Source organism: Agathobaculum butyriciproducens (assembly GCA_003096535.1).
In the GTDB taxonomy this organism is placed as follows: domain Bacteria; phylum Bacillota; class Clostridia; order Oscillospirales; family Butyricicoccaceae; genus Agathobaculum; species Agathobaculum butyriciproducens.
The window spans coordinates 511,207-530,400 of record QEKJ01000001.1 but is presented as its reverse complement, the minus strand read 5'-3'; the positions used below and the strand labels follow the sequence as shown (position 1 = coordinate 530,400).

Sequence of the window (19,194 nt, the reverse complement as noted above, 5' to 3'; positions counted from 1 at the left end):
ATCGGTATGCACATTACAATCGAACGAGACGGCTGTATTTCCTGCGGTCTGTGTGAAGGAACCTGTCCTTCCGTGTTCCGCATTGCGGAGGACGGCCTTGCCGAAGTCCATCATCAGCCGGAGACCGCAGAGGAGCAGGCGGGTGCGCAGGAGGCCGCAGGCGGCTGTCCGGTGGCCGTCATTCATGTCAGCTGAGAACGTAAGCGTAAAGGCAGACCGTCGGGTCTGCCTTTTTACATCGACCGCAAGAATTTGAAAGTTTGCCCGAGAGCTCCGCTCATATCCCGCCAATAGGGGCGTTCTTTTCGCAAGAATGCTCTGTTTTTTCAGTCCCCGAAACGCTACAATAGAATCATCAAATGGAGAGCGGCAAAACCGCCGCGTAAGAGAGAGAGAGAGTTACATATAAAAAAGGAGAGAATATACCATGAAAACTGTTAAGGTTGGTTCGGTAGGTCTGGGTCGTCTGGGTTATGAGCACGCGAAGAACCTTGCAACGCAGGTTCCGGGCTGCGAACTGGCAGCTATCTGCGACGTAGATGCAAACCGCGTAAAGGAAGTTGCGGCAGAGCTCGGCGTGCCGAATACTTACACTGATTTTGAGGAAATGTGCAAGAATCCGGAGCTGGACGCGATCGTTATCGTTTCCCCGTCCTTCCTGCACTGCCAGCAGATTGAAATTGCCATGAACCACGGCAAGCATGTGTTCTGCGAGAAGCCGCTCGGCACGGATGTTGCACAGTGCAAGGCTGCCGAGAAGGTCATCGAGGCACATCCTGACCTGATTTTCCAGCTTGGCTTCATGCGCCGCTTTGACAAGTCCTACGCCGAGGCAAAGCGCAGGATTGACAACGGCGATATCGGCAAGGTTGTTCTGGTTCGCTCCTACACGCAGGACCCGCGTTCCACCATCGAGTCTACCCTCAAGTTTGCACCGCACTCCGGCGGTCAGTACCTCGATATGTGCGTACATGATATCGACCTCATCCGCTGGTTCACCGGCTCGGATGTCAAGAATGTATGGGCAATCGGCGGCGTATTCGAGTTCGACCTGTACAAGGAGCTGAACGATGCGGACAACGCAGCTGCTACCATCCAGATGGAGAACGGCGCAATGGGCTTCATGTTCACCAACCGCACCCATGCCGCAGGCTGCAATGTCGAGACCGAGATTATCGGCACCCACGGCACGCTGCGCATTGCAAACGTCGGCGCAAAGAACCTGCTGAATATCGTGGACGAGCACGGCTCCCGCGAGGAGTATTATCCGGACTTCATGAGCCGCTGGCACGAGGCTTTCGTAGCCGAGATGGCTGCCTTCACCGGCCATGTCCGCGACAACACCAAGCCGGCTGACCTCACCGTTTATGACGGCACCGCCGTTTCCGAGGCTGCTTACCGCTGCAAGGAATCCTTCGAGACCGGCAAGATGCTGCCGATTCGATAAAATCAGCATAGAGAAAGCCTGTCACCATAGGTGGCAGGCTTTCTGTTATCCGCAGCCCTGCCGGACCGCAGCGGGCGAAGCGCTGCATTGAGTTTTCATCGCAGGAGCGCTATAATGAGTTTATCTGATTATATGTACCGCGATCTGACAAAAGGCAGTATCGCCAAAGGTTTGATCTGGTTTGCGCTGGCAGGGCCGGTCGGTGAGGTTGGTATCCGGATTGCTATCCCGACCGGCTGGTTTTTCACGGATACTATCTCCGTCGCAGAAAGGCGCTTTTGCCGCGAAATTGAGGGAAAAGGAGCGTTTTTATGATTCAATGCTTTGTGAAAAAGGAATATGAAGCGCCATTCGGTCTGACGCAGATGCCGCGTCTGTTTTCGGTCAGCCGCACAGATGAGAAGGCATCGGCGCATCCGCGCGTTATGCACGCACATGATGATTTAGTGGAAATTGTACTCGTGCGAGGCGGCGAGAGCCGCTATTTTGTCGGCGGCACGCCGTATGAGGCACGCCGCGGCGATCTGTTTATCTTCAACAGCCGCGTCGTGCACGATGAGCCGTCCGGACCGGATCGTCCGGTGGCAACCTCGAGTCTGGCGCTTGGCGGACTGGCTGTGCCCGGACTGCGCGAAAATACGCTGATCGCGGAGGATTCGTGTCCGGTGTGCCGCCTGATCGAGCCGCAGACCGTGCGGCTGGAGCATCTGTACGACGTGCTTTACAATGAACTGACCGAGGGCAACGACGACGGTGCACATCATCTTCTGCTTGCGATCCTGACGCTTGTGCAGCAGTTCCGCGCGACCGCAGCCGAGGGCAGCACGCACAGCGGCAATGCCTTTGCACAGCGTATCAAGGATTACATCGACAAGCATTTTGCGGACGAATTTTCTCTGCAGCAGATGGCGGATGCGCTGCACGTCAGTCCGTACTATCTGGCGCATATCTGCAAGGAAGTGACCGGATATTCGCCGCTGCAGTATGTTCTGCGCCGCAGGATTGGCGAAGCGCAGACGCTGCTCATCACAACTGATTTGCCGGTAACGCGGATTGCATCGCAGGTGGGGTATGACAACCCGAGCCATTTCAATGCGCAGTTTTCCAAGGCGGTTGGTATGGCACCGAGGACTTTCAGAAAAGAGTATGTTTTTCATAAGTAACCGCCATACCCACGGCGGTGGGCAAGAGGATAGACACCTGCGGTTTCTACCCTCTTGTGCGCACCGCCGCGCAGGCGAGTTCCGTTCGCCTTTCAGGCGGAAACCCTGTGTATCAGCACAGACTATATGGTATACAAAAGGCTCCCATTCCAACCGGAACGGGAGCCTTTCTATATAAGAGGTGCAAAGAGTATGTGTTATTCGGTCTTCATATACAGCATGCGGATCGAATTGAGCACGCACAGCATAGCCACGCCGGTATCGGCGAATACGGCCAGCCACATGGATGCGATACCGAACAGACCGAGGATCATAACGAGGATCTTGACCGCGAGTGCAAACACGATGTTCTCCTTGGAGACGATATTCGCCTTGCGGGCGATCTTGACCGAGATCGGGATGGAAGTCAGGTCGGCCTTCATGAACACCACATCTGCGGCCTCGATTGCCGCATCTGCGCCGCTGCCCATTGCCGCGCCGACGTCTGCACCGGCGAGTACGGGAGCATCGTTGATGCCGTCACCGACGAACATAACCGCACCGCGCTTCTCGCGGATATCGGTCAGCGCCGATAGCTTATCCTGCGGGAGCAGGCGGGCACGCACTTCGTCAATGCCGACTTCCTGCGCAACCGCGTCCGCACTGGCCTGACCGTCACCGGTCAGCATGGCGGTGGTGAGTCCCTGAGCCTTCATGCGGCTGATTGCGGAGTTGGCATCTGCCTTGATGGTATCGGAAATGTCAACATGACCGAGAAAGTGACCGTCCATCGCCAGCAGCACTTCCGTGCTGCCCGGGGTGCCGTGGTAGCCGGAAAGGTCGATATTATTGCGCTCCATCAGCTTTACGTTGCCGCAGAGTATAGTTTTGCCTTCAAGCTCGGCGAAAACGCCTTCGCCGGCCTGCTCGCGGATGTTCTCAACCGTTGCACCAACGGCAACAAGAGAAAAGTCGCCGGCCTTTGCCGCGGACGTTTTGCGCTCCTCGTAGGAGTTGATGATGGACTTGGCGATCGGGTGGGTGGAAGCGCCTTCACAGGCGGCAGCCAGCCACAGAAGCTCATTCTCATCGAGCGGAACGCCCTGCGCCGGAACGACCTTCTGTACCACAAAGTTGCCCTTGGTGATGGTGCCGGTCTTATCCATAACGATGGTCTTAACGTTATTCAGTGCTTCCAGAGAAGCGCCGCCCTTGAACAGGATACCGCGTCTGGAGCCTGCGCCGATGCCGGAGAAGTAGGTCAGCGGTACGCTGAGCACCAGTGCGCACGGGCAGGAGATTACAAGGAAGGTCATCGCGGTGTAGACCCACTTGTGCCACTCGCCGGTAACAAGGCTCGGGATAATGGCGGTCAGCAGGGCAATCGCAACAACAGCCGGGGTGTAAACGCGGGAGAAACGGGTGATAAAGCGGTCGATCTTCGGCTTGCGGGCCGCTGCATTCTCCACGCTGTCGAGAATACGCTGTACCATGCTCTCAGCGAGAATGTGGGTAACACGCAGCTTGATCGCACCGTCGGTGTTGACACAGCCGGAGGTTGCCTTGTCGCCGGCAGCGACACGAACCGGAACCGGCTCACCGGTAACAGCCGAGGTATCCAGACGGCTTTCGCCTTCGACAACCTCGCCGTCCAGCGGAACGCGGTCGCCCGGGCGCACCAGAACAATGTCGCCCTCCTGTGCGTCCTCGGCCGGAATAACCTCGATTTTGCCGTTGTCCTTGACCAGATTTACCGTCTCGGGACGCAGGTCGATCGCGTCCATGATCTGCTTGCGCGAACGGTCAACCGCACGATCCTCAAAGTATTCGCCGACTCGGTAGAACAGCATAACGCCGACAGCCTCGTCGAACGAGCCGACCGCCCATGCACCGATGGTTGCAACGGCCATCAGGAAGTTTTCGTCAAATACCTGACCGCGGCCGATGTTCTTGACAGCCGTCAGCAGGACATGGCGGCCGAGCAGCAGGTAAGCCGCGATGAGCAGCACCAGCTTGACAGCCATGGCCGGAATGAGCAGACCGGCAACGAACAGCACTGCACCGATGAGCATTTCGGCAAGCGGATGGCTGCTGCTCTCTTCCTTTTCCTCCTCGGGAGCGATTACCTTGACTTCGCTCTCGATATTTGAGCAGATTTTACGGATTTCGGGAAGCAGTGCATCAGGATTGTCGCCCTTGACGCGCAGCTGCTTGGTCTCATAAACCAGTACGCAGTCATCGATACCGTCGAGCTGACTGATCTGGTGCTGCATTTTCGCGGCACAGTGCGCACAGCCAAGGTTTTCGAGCGTGTAAACGCGCTGACCGTCCTTGCCGTAGTGCTTGGGCCTGGGTGCAATGACCTTGGCTTCACTCTCAATGCCGGAGCAGATTTTGCGGATTTCAGGCAGGAGCGCATCCGGATTTTCGCCGGTTACGCGCAGCTGCTTGGTCTCAAATACGAGAACGCAGTCCTCCACGCCCTCGAGTTCGCTGATGCGCTGCTCCATTTTTGCCGCGCAGTGTGCACAGCCGACATTCTGCAGCGTGTAAACGCGCTTGACGCTGTGCGCGCCTGCAGAATGTTCGTGGTGGTGGTGCTCGTGCTCTTCGTCCTCATCGTGGTGGTGATGGTGTCCGCAGCCGCAATCGCAGTCATCGTCATGATGGTGGTGGTGGTGCTCGTGCTCCTCGTCCTCATCGTGGTGATGATGATGTCCGCAGCCGCAGTCGCAGTCATCGTCATGATGGTGGTGCTCGTGCTCCTCGTCCTCATCGTGGTGGTGATGGTGTCCGCAGCCGCAGTCGCATTCATCGTCATGATGATGGTGGTGCTCGTGCTCCTCGTCCTCATCGTGGTGATGATGGTGTTCGCAGCCGCAGTCGCAGTCATCGTCATGATGGTGGTGGTGCTCGTGCTCCTCGTCCTCATCGTGGTGGTGATGGTGTCCGCAGCCGCAGTCGCAGTCATCGTCATGATGATGGTGGTGCTCGTGCTCCTCGTCCTCATCGTGGTGGTGATGGTGTCCGCAGCCGCAATCGCATTCATCTTTATCGTGTTCGTGATGATGATGTTCGTGCTCATGCACTTTTTCATTTAATAAGGTATCCTCATGCTTGTGTTCGTCTGCCATTTCGGATCGCCTCCTGTCGGTGATGGTTGATGATATATGAACAATTGTTCATATGTTCATGTATTCATATTATAACCGAAGAAAGGGAAAGTCAATAGCAGTATACGAAAAATGTGCACAAAAGGCAGAGGGCAAAACTTCGCATTTTGCGCGCAGTTCAGCCGGTTTTGCGAAAAATGCAAGCCGGAAAGGGAATACCTGCATCCGTTTAAACTGACTGAACCCGAGCGTTATTCACAAAGAAAAAGCGGATAAAAATGATAGACTTAACAAGATGTACAAAGTTTATCTGTATTTTATTCGATTTTTTTTTGCTTTTGGTCTTGCCAATACTGTACAAAAAACAGTATAATCTATACTGTAAGGCTATGCTCCACGCGTAGCCAGCCAATTTCTGAAGAAGAGGAAGCCGGGCGCGCGTCCGGTTCTTCTTGCGCAAAATATTAGAGAGGTGAAAGAAATGGCGTATTCGTTCCGTGGCGGCATACACCCGGGTACTCACGCAGACCCGGGCTATAAATCCGCGACAAACACCAAGCCGATCGAGAAGCTGGCATTGCCTGATGAGGTAATCCTGCCGGTTTCCATGCACATCGGCGCACCGGCAAAGCCGATCGTTTCGGTCGGCGACACCGTGGACCTGGGACAGCCTATCGCGGAAGCCGGCGGCTTTGTCAGCGCTCCTGTCCATGCTACCGTTTCCGGCAAGGTAAAGGCAATCGAGCCTCGCCTGCATCCGAACGGCAGCAAGGTTCTGTCCATCGTAATTGAAAATGATGGCGAGGACCGCAAGCACGAGTCCGTGCATCCCTACGACTTCGCTTCCATGAGCAATGAGGAGCGTATCGAGTGCATCCGTTCTGCCGGCATCGTCGGCCATGGCGGTGCAACCTTCCCGACCCATGTCAAGATCCAGTCCGGTATCGGCAAGTGCGACACGGTCATCATCAACGCTGCAGAGTGTGAGCCGTACATCACGTCCGACCATCGCCTGCTGCTCGAGCGTCCGGAAGAGACCATCGGCGGCCTGAAGATGCTGGCCGACATCATGGGCGTACAGACCGCGATCATTGCGATCGAGGAAAACAAGAAGGATACCTTCGCCAAGATCGAAGAGCTGATCGCGGATGATCCGCGCCTCAAGCTGTATCCGCTGACCTGCAAGTACCCGCAGGGTGCTGAGAAGCAGCTGATCAATGCCTGCACCGGCCGTGAAGTTCCGTCCGGCAAGCTGCCGGCAGACGCCGGCTGCGCGGTATTCAACGTAGATACCGCAGGTGCGGTTTACCGCCGCTTCACCACCGGCATGCCGGTCATCCGCCGTATCGTTACCATCTCCGGTTCCGCTGTTGCCGAGCCGAAGAACCTCGAAGCACGCATCGGCACCCCGATCGAAAAGCTGATCGATGCCTGCGGCGGCTTCAAGGAAGCTCCGAACAAGCTCCTTGCCGGCGGCCCGATGATGGGCAACGCCCAGTTCTCTCTGGATGCCCCGGTTGTCAAGGGCACCAACGCATTCCTCGCCTTTGCAGGCAATGAGGATAAGCGCGTTAAGGATCCCCAGTGTATCCGCTGCGGCAAGTGCATCAACGCCTGCCCGATGCATCTCCTGCCGATCTACATGAATGTATACGGCAAGCAGGAGGATCTGGACAACGCCGTTGACTGCGGCATGATGGACTGCATCGAGTGCGGCTCCTGCGCTTACGTCTGCCCGGCTCGTATCCCGCTGGTTGCACAGTTCCGTCTGACCAAGGGCAAGATCCAGGCTAAGCGTGCTGCAGAGCGCGCCAAGGCTGAGGCTGAGAAGAAAAAGGCCGAGGCGGAGGCTGCTGCAAAGGCAGAGGCTGAAAAGCCCGCAGAGAACAAGTAAGGAGGAAAACGAAAATGGCTTATGATCTTAGCAAAGTAGTCGTAACCTCCTCGCCGCATATCAAGGCGGATGATGACACCCGGAGCCTTATGCTCGATGTGCTCATCGCACTTGTTCCGGCACTGGCGGTTGCAGTTTACACCTTCGGCGCTCGTGCGCTGATCCATGTTGTTATTGCAATGGTGGCAAGCCTTGTGTTTGAGACCATTTACAACAAAATCGTTCATCACCCGAACACCGTAGGCGACCTGTCCTGCCTGGTTACGGGCGTACTTATCGCATTCAACATTCCGGTTGCAGCTCCGCTGTGGCTGAGCGCTTTCGGTGCTCTGTTCGGCATCATCGTTGTTAAGATGCTGTTCGGCGGCATCGGCAAGAACTTTATGAACCCGGCACTCGGTGCCCGTGCGTTCATGATGGCATCCTGGGCCGGTTTCATGACCACCTGGACTGCTCCGCATGCAAACCTGCCGCTGTTCGGCAACGTAACCGTTACCGACGCAATCTCCACCGCAACTCCGCTGGCTACCCTCAAGACCGGTGCTGTACCGGCTGATACCGGCCTGCTGGAGATGCTGCTCGGCCAGACCGGCGGCGTTATCGGTGAGACCTCCGCGCTGGCTCTGCTGGCAGGCGGCGTTTACCTGCTGTGGCGCAAGGTTATCACCATCAACATTCCGGCAGCTTACATCCTTACTGTTGCTGTCATCACCTTCCTGTTCCCGCTGTCCGGCGATGTTTCCCGCGTACAGTGGATGCTCAGCCAGGTACTGTCCGGCGGCCTGATGCTCGGCGCGATCTTCATGGCTACCGACTACGTTACCAGCCCGGTTACCCCGAAGGGCCAGATCATCTTCGGCGTTGGCTGCGGTCTGCTGACGGTATTCATCCGCTACTTCGGCGGTCTGCCGGAGGGCGTATCCTACTCCATTCTGATCATGAACACGCTGGTTTGGGCAATCGACAAGAAGACCCATCCGCGCAAGTTCGGCTATCAGCTTGACAAGGCTAAGAAGGAGGCGCAGTAAATCATGGATAACAGCAAAAAGGAAGGCGGCATCGTACAGCTTGTCGTCGTACTGGGCCTCATCACGTTCATCTGTGCACTGCTGCTGGGCGTTATCAACGGTGTAACCGCGGATAAGATCACCCAGAACGGTATCGAAACCCGCAACGCAGCAATGGCAGAGATCATCCCGGACGCTGATTTCGAGGATCTCGGCACCGCACTGTCCGCTGAGGACGTTGCAGCCGCTGGCGTAACCCTGCCGGCAGGCCGTACCGCTGCTCAGATCGACGGCGTTTACAAGGCAACCAAGGACGGCGAAGAGATCGGCTACTGCGTACAGGTTGAGCCGAAGGGCTTCGGCGGCAACCTGACGATGATCGTCGGCATCAATGCGGACGGCACCGTTGCAGGTGCAAAGGTAACCTCTCACGCTGAGACCCCGGGCCTCGGTGCGAAGAGCCAGGCAGACCCGAACTGGATCACCCAGTTTGCAGGTCAGACTGCTGACGGTCAGCTCAAGGTGGCCAAGGACGGCGGCACGATCAATGCGATCACCGGCGCTACCATCACCTCCCGTGCTGTAACCGACGGCGTTAATACTGCGGCAGCATATGTCGCTACTCTGGGTTAAGGAGGAAAAGCCAAATGAAATTTTCTGAACAGCTGAAATCGGGCGTTATCCTCGATAACCCGGTTTTCATGCAGACGATCGGTCTTTGCCCGACGCTGGCAACCACCACTTCTCTGCAGAATGCGATCGGCATGGGCGCGGCGGCTACCGTCGTTCTCATCTGCTCCAATATCGTTATTTCCGCGATGCGCAGAATTATCCCGGATAAGATCCGTATCGCAGCATTCATCACGATCATCGCAACCTTCGTAACCATGATCGACCTGTCCATGCAGGCATTCCTGCCGTCGCTGGCATCGTCCCTTGGTCTGTTCCTGCCGCTGATCGTAGTAAACTGCATCATCCTCGGCCGTGCCGAGGCGTATGCTTCCAAGAACAAGGTTCTGCCGTCCGCACTCGACGGTGTTGTAATGGGTCTGGGCTTCACCTTCGCTCTGGTACTCATGGGCTTCTTCCGTGAGCTGCTCGGCGCAGGCACCATCCTGTCCGGTTACGTTAACGGCGTAAACGGCATCGCAGTTCCGTTCTTCCACTCCAACCCGATGGTCATGATGATCCTGCCGGCCGGCGGCTTCCTCATGATGGGCTTCATCCTGGCTGCGATCCAGAAGATCATGGCTCGAAAGGAGGACAAGTAAGTGTTTAATTTACCTGCCTCTATGGGTTTGACCGATATCCTGTCGCTCGCAATCGCGGCAATCCTGGTCAACAACTACATTCTCGTTCAGTTCCTCGGCTGCTGCTCGTTCTTCGGCGTATCCAAGAAGACCGACACCGCGCTCGGCATGGGCATGGCGGTTATCTTCGTTATGGCGATCGCTTCCGCAGCATCCTGGGCTGTACAGTACTTCATTCTCGAACCCCTGGGTCTGGGCTACATGCAGACCATCGCGTTCATTCTCGTAATTGCAACGCTGGTTCAGTTCGTCGAGATGTTCATGAAGAAGGCTATGCCGTCGCTGTACTCTGCGCTCGGTATCTTCCTGCCGCTGATCACCACCAACTGTGCGGTGCTCGGTGCTGCTAAGACCAACATTTCCAACAGCTATTCTTTCATCGGCTCTCTGGTATACGGCGTTGCAGCCGGTGTCGGCTACACGCTGGCAATCGTGCTGTTCGCTTCCATCCGTGAGCGTCTGGACGCTACTTCCAAGTGCCCGAAGTGCTTTGAAGGCTTCCCGATCTCGCTGGTTGCAGCAGCGCTGCTGGCTATGTCCTTCATGGGCTTCTCCGGCCTGTCGATTTGGTAAGGGAGGACACAAGAAATGGATATGCAAAATGTTATTTACGCGGTAGCGGTACTGTTCATCATGGGTATCGTTTTCGCAATCCTGCTCGGCGTTGCCGCTAAGGTTTTCGCCGTAGAGGTTGACGAGCGCGTACCGCTGGTACGCGAGTGCCTGCCGGGCGCTAACTGCGGCGGTTGCGGCTTCCCGGGCTGTGACGGTCTGGCTGCTGCAATCGTAGAGGGCCGTGCGCCGGTAAATGGCTGCCCGGTCGGCGGTGCTGCTGCGGCTGAGAAGATCGCAAAGGTACTCGGCGTTGAGGTTGCTGCCGGCGACCGTCAGGTTGCACACGTTTACTGCAACGGCGGCTGCAACGCAAAGGACAAGGCAAACTACGAGGGTCTGCAGGACTGCAACGCTGCAATGCGTGTAGCAAGCGGCCCGAAGGCATGCTCCTTTGGCTGCATGGGTCTCGGCTCCTGTGTAAAGGCCTGTGCGTTTGACGCAATCCACATTGTGGACGGCGTTGCAAAGGTTGATACCGACAAGTGTGTTGCTTGCGGCAAGTGTGTTTCCACCTGCCCGAAGAAGATCATCAACCTGGTATCCGAGGTCAAGAAGGTTCACGTTAACTGCGTGAACAAGGACAAGGGTCCGGAAGTAATGAAGGTTTGCTCCAACGGCTGTATCGGCTGTAAGATGTGCGAGAAGACCTGTAAGTTCGATGCAATTCACGTAGTAGACGGCGTTGCCAAGATCGACTACGACAAGTGCAAGAACTGCAAGATGTGCACCAAGGTATGCCCGAAGGGCTGCATCGAGCCGGTTCCGACCGAGGAAGAGAAGGCCAAGTTCAAGGAAATGCAGGCTAAGCAGGCTGCTGCTGCCAAGGCTAAGGCTGAGGCTGCAAAGCAGGCCGCTGAAGCAAAGGCTGCTGAGGACAAGTAATGACCGATCATCTGCACCCTGTGCTGGATGACGCTGCGATCGCCCGCATGACGAGTCTTGCACTCGCCCATGTGGGCGACGCTGTTTATGAGATACTCGTGCGCACGCATCTGGCGTGCGGCGGCACTCAGACCGCGAAAAATCTGCACAGCCGTACGATCCAGCTCGTTCGTGCGTCCGCGCAGGCGGAAGCGGTAAAGCGCATTCAGCCTATGCTCGATGAAGACGAGCAGACCGTTCTGCGTCACGGACGCAACGCAAAGCCGAAATCCGTGCCGAAGTCGGCCTCCGTGGCAGAGTATGCCTACGCGACTGCACTCGAGGCGCTGTTCGGCTGGCTGTACCTCAAGGGACGCTATGAGCGTATCAATGAGCTGTTTGAGGTTATCTGTCAAGGGTTTGACGCGAAATGAGCAAAGAGAACCGCGGAAGCGGTTCTCTTTTTGTTTGCAGTAATTGAGAATGGAAAATGGAGAATTGACCAGATGGTTTTCATTCTCCATTTTTGCATTTTACGGGTGTTTTTTCGTTAGAAAAGGTGCGCCGAGTCGGCGCACCCTACGGTATAACATTTATCATCAGATGAAATTCGCAGGTGCTGTCTGTAGCTGCCAGGCCAATGAGTTGCGCGACACTATTGTGTCGCGCCTGCGGAGAGTAAACCGTCTGTGTAGCAGTAAGCTATCTGTGAACTGCGAATATTTCACGAAAGATACGCAAGAGTAACCCGACTGCCGTTCTCCTTCTCGAAGCGGTCGCCGGTCTCTGGTCTGCGTCAGATTAGGAATAAAGGAAGCGGGATTCACAAGGGTGGAAACCTTGGTGTCCATCCTTGTGCCCCAGCGGGCAGCGTCCCCAGCGGGCAGCGAAATTTGTGATGTTTCTGTGTTTTCGCTTGTGCCTGTTCCGAAATAGTGTTATACTGATAGCGTTCGTAAAATACAGAAAAGGGAGCATAGTAATATGAGCAAGTTAGTGCAGCGCATCGTTGCGCTGGTCGTTATGCTGGCTGTCGTTATGAGCGCAACCGCATACGGCGCATCCACCTTTGTGGTGGATTATCAGGAGCTGAAAAGCGATGCACCGGTCGTTATGACGGTCAACGGCGAGGAAATCCACGCAGATGAGTATGCAAGCTATATGATGAGCCAGATCATCAATTATCAGCAGATGTACGCTATGTACGGTCTCTCTGAGAAGAATATGGCATCTACATTCGGCGATGCCGCAAAGGAGTCCGCAAAGCAGCAGGTCGCTCTGATCCATATCGTTAAGCAAAAGATGGATGAGCTGGGCCTGTCCCTGTCGTACAGCCAGAAGAAGAACATTGTTACGGCAAACAAGCAGAATGCGGAGCAGCTTGGCGGCGAGGACGCTTATCTGCAGCGCCTGGCTTCGATCGGCTTTGACATGGACCACTACAATAACTACCAGTATGTCAGCGCATGCGCACAGGTGCTGAAGGATTACTACTTCGGCGAGAACGGCGTAAGTGTTCCGAGCGATGACGAGCTGCAGAAGTATTTCGATGACAACTACATCACTGCAAAGCACATCCTCATTCTGACTAAGAATCCGTCCACCGGCGAGACCACCCGCACCGATGAGGAAGCAAAGAAGGAAGCACAGGCTGTTCTGGATCGCCTGAACAACGGCGAGGACTTTGATGCGCTGCTGACCGAGAAGAACGAGGATGCAGGCGAAGCACAGTATGCCAAGGGCTATACCTTCACCGAGGGTCAGATGGTAGACGAGTTCTACAACGCTGCCAAGGCGCTGCAGGAAGGCGAAGTTTCCGGCCTGGTCAAGAGCAAGTACGGCTACCACATCATCAAGCGCTGCGAGCTGAATCAGGATGAGTTCGAGAACATGCGCGATTCCATCATTGCGGCTGTTGCTTCCGAAAAGGGCACTGCCGGCTCGATCGACGAGATGATGCAGCAGTGGATCGACGAGGCTGACATCCAGACCACCGATGCTTACGACGAGATCACCTATGATAACACCAAGGACTATCTGCCGGCTGACGTGCAGACTGTTCTGAACAGCGATACATCGGATGATGACGGCAATGCGCAGACTGAGGACGCACAGAGCAAAGACCAGACCTCGACCGACAGCCAGACCGCGACTGACGAGGCGCAGACGGCTACTACCGAGTCTGCTCAGTAAAACCGCAAAAACAGAAAGGACGCTCAAGGAGCGTCCTTTTTCATGTCTGCGTGAGGTTTAGAAGCCAAACGCCGCATAATCCTCTGGCGTAAAGCGGTGATAGACGGCATCACCGTCATCATCCAGCTTGATGCAGTAGCGGTAGCTGTCCGGTGTGCCGTCCTCGAAGTACACGAGGTAGTCAAACTCCTCGTTGCCCTCGAGCTTCTCACAGTGCACCTTGTCGGAAAACTGATGGAACACCGCAAGAATATCGTCAAAGCTGACCGTCAGGCCGCGCATTACCTGCAGAAATGCACGCAGAAACGCGGGTTCCGGCAGTTGTTCATGCACATACTGTGTGCCTTCTGCGGAAATGTGGAAGCAGAAACGCTTGTCATCGCGGGTGACTTGGATTGCGCCGAGCGTGTCGGCGGTGTGCGCGGAAAGGGAAGCGAGCGCACGCTCGGTGCTGTCCGCGTCCTCCTCCGGTGTGCCGAGCAGACGCGCCACGGATTCCGTGGGATAATACAGCGTGATCGGGTGGTGGTCGTAGCCAATCTTGAGCTGTGCTTCCTGAATGACATCGGTCAGGCTCTTTTCCAGTCGTTTATAGTTCACAGAGTTCATAGAGAACACCTCGATAGTTTTTGATTCTATACGATTATAGCATACGATAGGAGAACGCGCAATATCCCGTCAAATGCCGGAAAAGTGTCGAATACACACGAATATGCTTGCATATTTCCGGAAAATTCGATATAATATAAATCTGCGACGCTTATCCGAACAAAAATGGCGGGTAAGCGCCTTCTCTTGTCCGAAAGAGAAGAAAAGTGAGGAAGGAATCGGATACATGGAAGTATTTGTTGCATTAATGAACAAAATCGACAGCTGGATCTGGGGGCTGCCCATGCTGGTGCTGCTGTGCGGTACGCATATTTTTATGACGTTCCGCACGGGCTTCATCCAGCGCAAGACCTTCACCGGTATCCGCCTGTCGGTGACAAAGGACCCGGATTCGCCGGGTGACGTCAGTCAGTTTCAGGCGCTGACGACTGCACTCGCATCGACCATCGGCACGGGCAACATCATCGGTGTCGGCACGGCCATCTATCTCGGCGGACCGGGTGCTGTGCTGTGGTGCTGGCTGACCGGCGTGTTCGGCATTGCCACCAAGTACGCGGAGAGCCTGATCGCGGTCAAGTACCGCGTGCAGACCGCGGACGGCCGCATGATGGGCGGTGCGATGTACGCGCTTGAGCGCGGCCTCAAGTGGAAGAAGTTCGGCAAGGTGATGGCGGTGCTGTTTGCGCTGTTTGCTATGCTCGCCTCGTTCGGCATCGGCTGCGGCACGCAGATCAACGCCATTGCCGAGGTACTGGAGACCAACCTTCCCATCAGCCTGCCGCGTATCGCAATCGGCATTGTTTTCGGCATTATCACCGCGATTATCATTATTGGCGGCATTGAATCCATTGCAGTTGTGTGCGAAAAGCTGGTGCCGCTGATGGCGCTGTTCTATGTGGTCGGCTGCATTGTTATTCTGTGCACCAATTACGATTTTCTGCTGCCGGCTCTCAAGGCCATTTTCGTGCTGGCGTTCAAGCCGGGCGCCGTGACCGGCGGACTGGTCGGCGGCGGCATCCGTCTGGCGCTGCAGTACGGCGTGGCACGCGGCTTGTTCTCGAATGAGTCCGGCATGGGTTCGGCACCGCTGGTTGCCAGCGCGGCACAGACGCGCAATCCGGTGCGGCAGGCGCTCGTTTCTGCGACCGGCACCTTCTGGACGACGGTTGTCGTGTGCCTGATGACCGGTCTGGTGCTTGTCTCCTCAATGATGAAAAATCCTGCGGTCAATGCGGAAAATATGGCAAACGGCGGTCAGATGACCACCGCAGCATTCGCACAGATTCCGTATATCGGTCCGCTGATTTTGATGATCAGCATCATTACGTTCGCGTACTCCACCATCCTCGGATGGTCGTACTACGGCGAGCGTGCCGCCGAGTATCTGCTCGGCAAAAAGGCGATTCTGCCGTATAAGGTGCTGTTTATCGCGGTCGTTGTGTGTGCACCCGTGCTTGCGCTCGACCTTGTGTGGACTATTGCGGACGTGCTGAATGCATTCATGGCCATCCCGAACCTGATCGCTGTACTGCTGCTCTCCGGCGTGATCGCGGCAGAGACAAAGCATTATCTGAAGCATCTGGATGAAAAGGATGAGTCCGAGATTCCGGTTGTGGATCGGTAAGTAATTGAAAATGGAGAATGAAATCATTTCATTCTCCATTTTTTCGTTTTGCGATTCGTTTTCGCCCACCATATGTACGAATGAATAACATGGACAAATGCAATTCGCAGGTGCCGTCCGTAATATCCAGATAAACGAGTTGCGCGACACGGGTATGTCGCGCTTGCGTGGAGTAGCCGATATGTGTAGCAGAATGGTATCTGACACTGCGTATAGGTAGAGAAATGGGCGCACACTGTGCGCCCCTACGGTAGAAAAGCTCCTCTGCCGTTCCCCGTTTCGAAGCGGTCGCCGGTCTCTGGTCTGCGTCAGATTAAGAAATAAAGGGAAACGGGAGTCAAGAGGGTAGAAACCGTAGGTGTCTACCCTTTTGCCCCCACGCCGTGGGTACGGCGAACTCCCGCCGCCCGCAGGTGGTAACTCTTCGCTCGGAAACAACATACCGCTTGCGCGCTTCGCGTACCCAGTCTTGTGGGTGCACAAGTTTTCTTCTGAGGGCATTTCCCTTGCGTAAACGCGCAAAAAGAGGTATACTAACTCTATCTGGACTATTCCACTGGAAGGAGCATCACCGATGCGAGATGGATTTATCAAAATTGCCGCAGCAACGCCTGATCTGCACGCTGCGGACTGCGCATATAATACCTCTGAGATCGTAAAGCTGGCGAAGGAGGCCGCTGCCAAAGGCGCGAAGCTCATCACGTTCCCCGAGCTGTGCCTGACCGGCTATACCTGCGGCGACCTGTTTTTGCAGGAGACCCTGCTCGAAGGTGCGCTGGATGCGCTGCGCACGGTCTGCCGCGAGACCGCAGAGCTTGCGGCTGTCATCGTAGTCGGTCTGCCGCTGCGCGTGCGCGGCAAGCTGTATAACGTGGCCGCTGTCGTAAATGCCGGTGATGTGCTGGCGTTCGTGCCGAAAACCCATCTTCCGAACTACTCCGAGTTCTACGAGCAGCGCCATTTCGTATCGGCAGATACGTTGGGTTCGATCGAGAGCGTAACGCTTACTGATACAGCTGGTGAGCCGCGCTATGTACCGATTGTGACCGACAGCATTTTTCAGTGCGATGAGCAGCCGCTGTTCACCTTCGGCGTAGAAATTTGCGAGGATCTGTGGGTGCCGAATCCGCCGTCTACTACGCTGGCGCAGATGGGCGCGCACATTATCGTCAACCTGTCCGCATCGGATGAGATCATCGGCAAGGCGGGCTATCGCCGCGACCTTGTTCGTCAGCAGTCCGGCCGTCTGCTGTGCGCGTACCTGTATGCGGACGCCGGCTTCGGCGAGTCCACGCAGGACCTTGTTTTCGCGGGTCACGACCTCATCGCGGAGAACGGTGCGCTGCTGTCCGAGAGCAAGATGTTCTCGCAGGGCATCATTTACGCGGATATCGACCTCCAGCGTCTGGCGCATGAGCGTCAGCGCATGAACACATTCGAGTCTATCGAGGGCAGCGTGTTCTCGTTCTCGCTCGAGCCGGTGGAGAACGACCTTGTTGACCGGACCTTCCCGCGCACGCCATTCGTTCCGGCGAACAAGGCGCTCCGCGATGAGCGCTGCGAGGAGATCCTGACGCTTCAGGCGACCGGCCTTGCCACCCGTCTGCGCCATACGCATGCCAAGACGGCAGTTGTCGGCCTGTCCGGCGGCCTGGATTCCACGCTGGCTCTCATCGTGCTCGTACATGCGTTTGATATGCTCGAACTCGACCGCAAGGGCATTCTGGCTGTCACCATGCCGTGCTTCGGCACGACCGCCCGCACCAAGGGCAACGCGGAAAAGCTGGCGGAAGCCTACGGCGTCACGTTGGAAACCGTGGACATCAAAGCGGCAGTCGATCAGCATTTCATGGACATCGGCCAGTCCAAGGATGATCTTTCCGTTACCTTTGAGAACGGTCAGGCGCGCATGCGCACGCTGGTGCTGATGAACCTCGCCAACAAGAACGGCGGCATGGTGGTCGGCACGGGCGACCTGTCCGAGCTGGCGCTCGGCTGGGCGACCTACAACGGCGACCACATGAGTATGTACGGCGTCAACGGCTCTATCCCGAAAACGCTGGTGCGCTACCTTGTTGCCTATGAGGCCGACCGCACGCTCGGCGAGCTGTCTGACGTTTTGCAGGATGTGCTCGATACCCCGGTATCGCCCGAGCTGCTGCCGCCCAAGGACGGCGAGATCAGCCAAAAGACCGAGGATCTGGTCGGCCCGTATGAGCTGCACGACTTTTTCCTGTATTATATGCTGCGCTTCGGTTATCCGCCGCGCAAGATCTTCCGCGCCGCGCACAAGACCTTTGCGGGCGTGTATGACGATGCGACCATCAAGAAGTGGCTGACGACCTTCATGCGCCGCTTCTTTACGCAGCAGTTCAAGCGCTCCTGCCTGCCGGACGGCCCGAAGGTCGGTACCGTAACGCTTTCGCCGCGCGGCGACTGGCGTATGCCGTCGGACGCAGTATCCGCGCTGTGGCTCAAGGAAGCGGAGAGTCTGTAACAGAATTTATGACATAGGGCGGGTACTCCCGCCCTATGATATTCCAATACAAAGGAGAATCTCCTTTTGAAGAATTTGATTCGCGGCATAGCGGTACTGCTGACAGCGGTATTTCTGTGCTTCAACATCTATTATGAGTTAGCACCCGGAATCACCGTTGCACCCGAGCAGAAATTCGTGTTTGCAGCGATTTTTGCGGTGCTTTTGCGTGCTGCGCTGTTCTGCGGCGTGCCGGACAATACGCGTCCGATACGGCGGCGGCTGTATATGCTGGCGCTGTTTCTGTACTACATATGGGTGCTGCTGAATGTGCTGTTTTTCGATAACGCGTTCGGCCGCGGATTTGGTCATACCTCGCTCGATATGGTGAATCTGGAGCCGCTCCGCACGGTGAAAAATTACCTGTTAGCCTACGGCTACGGCAATATCTCGCTGCGGCTTGTGGTGCTCAATCTGGCAGGCAATTTGATTGCGTTCGCGCCGATGGGCGTGTTCCTGCCCGCACTGTTCCGCTGGCAGAGAAGCATTTTCTTCTTCACGGCGTCGCTCGCGCTGAGCATCACGGCGGTGGAGGTGCTGCAGGTGTACACCGGAACGGGCTCGTGCGATGTGGATGATCTTATCCTCAATCTCGCGGGTGCGCTGCTCGTTTTTATCGTGTGCAGAGTGACACCGCTTTGGCATCGCATTTGCAGCGTTAATCCAAGACCAAAAAAATAATGGAGAATTGAGAATGGAAAATGGAGAATGAACGCGATGGCTTCATCTCTTTGTGATAAGTTTTTATCTCAACATTCATTTTCAATTCTCCATCTTCAATTCTCAATTTTATTTGACAAACCCTGTCTGCCGTTATAAACTTTAACTGAATAAAAAACAAAA

The 19,194-nt window shown here is 55.9% G+C and carries 17 protein-coding genes; 15 read left to right on the top strand and 2 right to left on the bottom strand.

The window, feature by feature from the left end; genetic code table 11:
• Window positions 1-6: 6 nt before the first annotated feature.
• The 4 genes from C7386_RS02450 (at window position 7) to C7386_RS02435 (ending at window position 2,610) form a co-directional block, all read left to right on the top strand.
• A complete protein-coding gene (locus C7386_RS02450; RefSeq protein WP_110435494.1) occupies window positions 7-195 on the top strand; it encodes a ferredoxin in 189 nt (62 codons plus the stop codon).
• Between the two features lie 232 nt (window positions 196-427).
• Entirely contained in the window at window positions 428-1,447 is a 1,020-nt protein-coding gene (locus C7386_RS02445; RefSeq protein ID WP_110435493.1) for a Gfo/Idh/MocA family oxidoreductase, read from the top strand.
• Between the two features lie 30 nt (window positions 1,448-1,477).
• Window positions 1,478-1,762, top strand: coding sequence for a hypothetical protein (locus C7386_RS02440; RefSeq protein WP_165815435.1), 285 nt, complete (start codon window positions 1,478-1,480; stop codon window positions 1,760-1,762).
• Window positions 1,759-2,610, top strand: a complete 852-nt coding sequence (locus tag C7386_RS02435; protein ID WP_116704756.1) for a helix-turn-helix transcriptional regulator — start codon at window positions 1,759-1,761, stop codon at window positions 2,608-2,610. The genes C7386_RS02440 and C7386_RS02435 overlap by 4 nt, the downstream gene beginning before the upstream one ends.
• 197 nt (window positions 2,611-2,807) lie before the next feature.
• On the opposite strand, the gene C7386_RS02430 is transcribed toward C7386_RS02435, so the two are convergent.
• Complete coding sequence (locus C7386_RS02430) at window positions 2,808-5,723, bottom strand: heavy metal translocating P-type ATPase (protein ID WP_116704755.1); 2,916 nt, start codon at window positions 5,721-5,723, stop codon at window positions 2,808-2,810.
• Between the two features lie 460 nt (window positions 5,724-6,183).
• Here C7386_RS02430 and rsxC point away from each other — a divergent pair, with 460 nt between their 5' ends.
• The 8 genes from rsxC to C7386_RS02390 all read left to right on the top strand — a co-directional run bounded on the left by rsxC (window position 6,184) and on the right by C7386_RS02390 (window position 13,582).
• On the top strand, window positions 6,184-7,596 hold the full coding sequence (rsxC, locus tag C7386_RS02425; RefSeq protein ID WP_110435489.1) for an electron transport complex subunit RsxC: 1,413 nt from the start codon (window positions 6,184-6,186) through the stop codon (window positions 7,594-7,596).
• Window positions 7,597-7,610: 14 nt separating this feature from the next.
• Window positions 7,611-8,624, top strand: coding sequence for an RnfABCDGE type electron transport complex subunit D (locus tag C7386_RS02420; RefSeq protein ID WP_110435488.1), 1,014 nt, complete (start codon window positions 7,611-7,613; stop codon window positions 8,622-8,624).
• Between the two features lie 3 nt (window positions 8,625-8,627).
• On the top strand, window positions 8,628-9,236 hold the full coding sequence (locus C7386_RS02415) for an RnfABCDGE type electron transport complex subunit G (protein ID WP_110435487.1): 609 nt from the start codon (window positions 8,628-8,630) through the stop codon (window positions 9,234-9,236).
• Window positions 9,237-9,250: 14 nt separating this feature from the next.
• Window positions 9,251-9,874, top strand: a complete 624-nt coding sequence (rsxE, locus tag C7386_RS02410) for an electron transport complex subunit RsxE (protein ID WP_110435486.1) — start codon at window positions 9,251-9,253, stop codon at window positions 9,872-9,874.
• A 21-nt stretch (window positions 9,875-9,895) separates the two neighbouring features.
• Entirely contained in the window at window positions 9,896-10,486 is a 591-nt protein-coding gene (gene rsxA / locus C7386_RS02405) for an electron transport complex subunit RsxA (protein ID WP_110435485.1), read from the top strand.
• Window positions 10,487-10,501: 15 nt separating this feature from the next.
• Complete coding sequence (locus C7386_RS02400) at window positions 10,502-11,410, top strand: RnfABCDGE type electron transport complex subunit B (protein ID WP_110435484.1); 909 nt, start codon at window positions 10,502-10,504, stop codon at window positions 11,408-11,410.
• Window positions 11,410-11,823 carry a Mini-ribonuclease 3 gene (locus tag C7386_RS02395; protein ID WP_110435483.1) on the top strand — a complete coding sequence of 138 codons (414 nt, stop codon included), beginning with the start codon at window positions 11,410-11,412 and terminating at the stop codon, window positions 11,821-11,823. Before C7386_RS02400 ends, C7386_RS02395 begins: the two co-directional genes overlap by 1 nt.
• A 550-nt stretch (window positions 11,824-12,373) precedes the next feature.
• Entirely contained in the window at window positions 12,374-13,582 is a 1,209-nt protein-coding gene (locus C7386_RS02390) for a peptidylprolyl isomerase (RefSeq protein ID WP_116704754.1), read from the top strand.
• Between the two features lie 57 nt (window positions 13,583-13,639).
• Here the strand turns inward: C7386_RS02390 and C7386_RS02385 are convergent, their stop codons facing one another.
• Window positions 13,640-14,182 carry a DUF3877 family protein gene (locus tag C7386_RS02385; protein WP_165815434.1) on the bottom strand — a complete coding sequence of 181 codons (543 nt, stop codon included), beginning with the start codon at window positions 14,180-14,182 and terminating at the stop codon, window positions 13,640-13,642.
• Between the two features lie 235 nt (window positions 14,183-14,417).
• Between C7386_RS02385 and C7386_RS02380 the strand changes: the two genes are divergently transcribed.
• From C7386_RS02380 to C7386_RS02370, 3 genes are all read left to right on the top strand, one after another.
• Entirely contained in the window at window positions 14,418-15,815 is a 1,398-nt protein-coding gene (locus C7386_RS02380) for an alanine/glycine:cation symporter family protein (RefSeq protein WP_116704752.1), read from the top strand.
• A 574-nt stretch (window positions 15,816-16,389) separates the two neighbouring features.
• Window positions 16,390-18,312, top strand: a complete 1,923-nt coding sequence (locus tag C7386_RS02375; RefSeq protein WP_116704751.1) for an NAD(+) synthase — start codon at window positions 16,390-16,392, stop codon at window positions 18,310-18,312.
• Window positions 18,313-18,378: 66 nt separating this feature from the next.
• Window positions 18,379-19,032, top strand: coding sequence for a VanZ family protein (locus C7386_RS02370; protein WP_110435478.1), 654 nt, complete (start codon window positions 18,379-18,381; stop codon window positions 19,030-19,032).
• The last annotated feature ends 162 nt before the right edge of the window (window positions 19,033-19,194 follow it).

Excerpts from the sequence above, each read along its gene's own strand:
- C7386_RS02450 (WP_110435494.1), top strand. The coding sequence starts at position 7 with ATGCACATTACAATCGAACGAGACGGCTGTATTTCCTGCGGTCTGTGT.
- C7386_RS02445 (WP_110435493.1), top strand. The coding sequence starts at position 428 with ATGAAAACTGTTAAGGTTGGTTCGGTAGGTCTGGGTCGTCTGGGTTAT.
- C7386_RS02435 (WP_116704756.1), top strand. The coding sequence starts at position 1,759 with ATGATTCAATGCTTTGTGAAAAAGGAATATGAAGCGCCATTCGGTCTG.
- C7386_RS02430 (WP_116704755.1), bottom strand. The coding sequence starts at position 5,723 with ATGGCAGACGAACACAAGCATGAGGATACCTTATTAAATGAAAAAGTG.
- rsxC (WP_110435489.1), top strand. The coding sequence starts at position 6,184 with ATGGCGTATTCGTTCCGTGGCGGCATACACCCGGGTACTCACGCAGAC.
- C7386_RS02420 (WP_110435488.1), top strand. The coding sequence starts at position 7,611 with ATGGCTTATGATCTTAGCAAAGTAGTCGTAACCTCCTCGCCGCATATC.
- C7386_RS02415 (WP_110435487.1), top strand. The coding sequence starts at position 8,628 with ATGGATAACAGCAAAAAGGAAGGCGGCATCGTACAGCTTGTCGTCGTA.
- rsxE (WP_110435486.1), top strand. The coding sequence starts at position 9,251 with ATGAAATTTTCTGAACAGCTGAAATCGGGCGTTATCCTCGATAACCCG.
- rsxA (WP_110435485.1), top strand. The coding sequence starts at position 9,896 with ATGGGTTTGACCGATATCCTGTCGCTCGCAATCGCGGCAATCCTGGTC.
- C7386_RS02400 (WP_110435484.1), top strand. The coding sequence starts at position 10,502 with ATGGATATGCAAAATGTTATTTACGCGGTAGCGGTACTGTTCATCATG.
- C7386_RS02395 (WP_110435483.1), top strand. The coding sequence starts at position 11,410 with ATGACCGATCATCTGCACCCTGTGCTGGATGACGCTGCGATCGCCCGC.
- C7386_RS02390 (WP_116704754.1), top strand. The coding sequence starts at position 12,374 with ATGAGCAAGTTAGTGCAGCGCATCGTTGCGCTGGTCGTTATGCTGGCT.
- C7386_RS02380 (WP_116704752.1), top strand. The coding sequence starts at position 14,418 with ATGGAAGTATTTGTTGCATTAATGAACAAAATCGACAGCTGGATCTGG.
- C7386_RS02375 (WP_116704751.1), top strand. The coding sequence starts at position 16,390 with ATGCGAGATGGATTTATCAAAATTGCCGCAGCAACGCCTGATCTGCAC.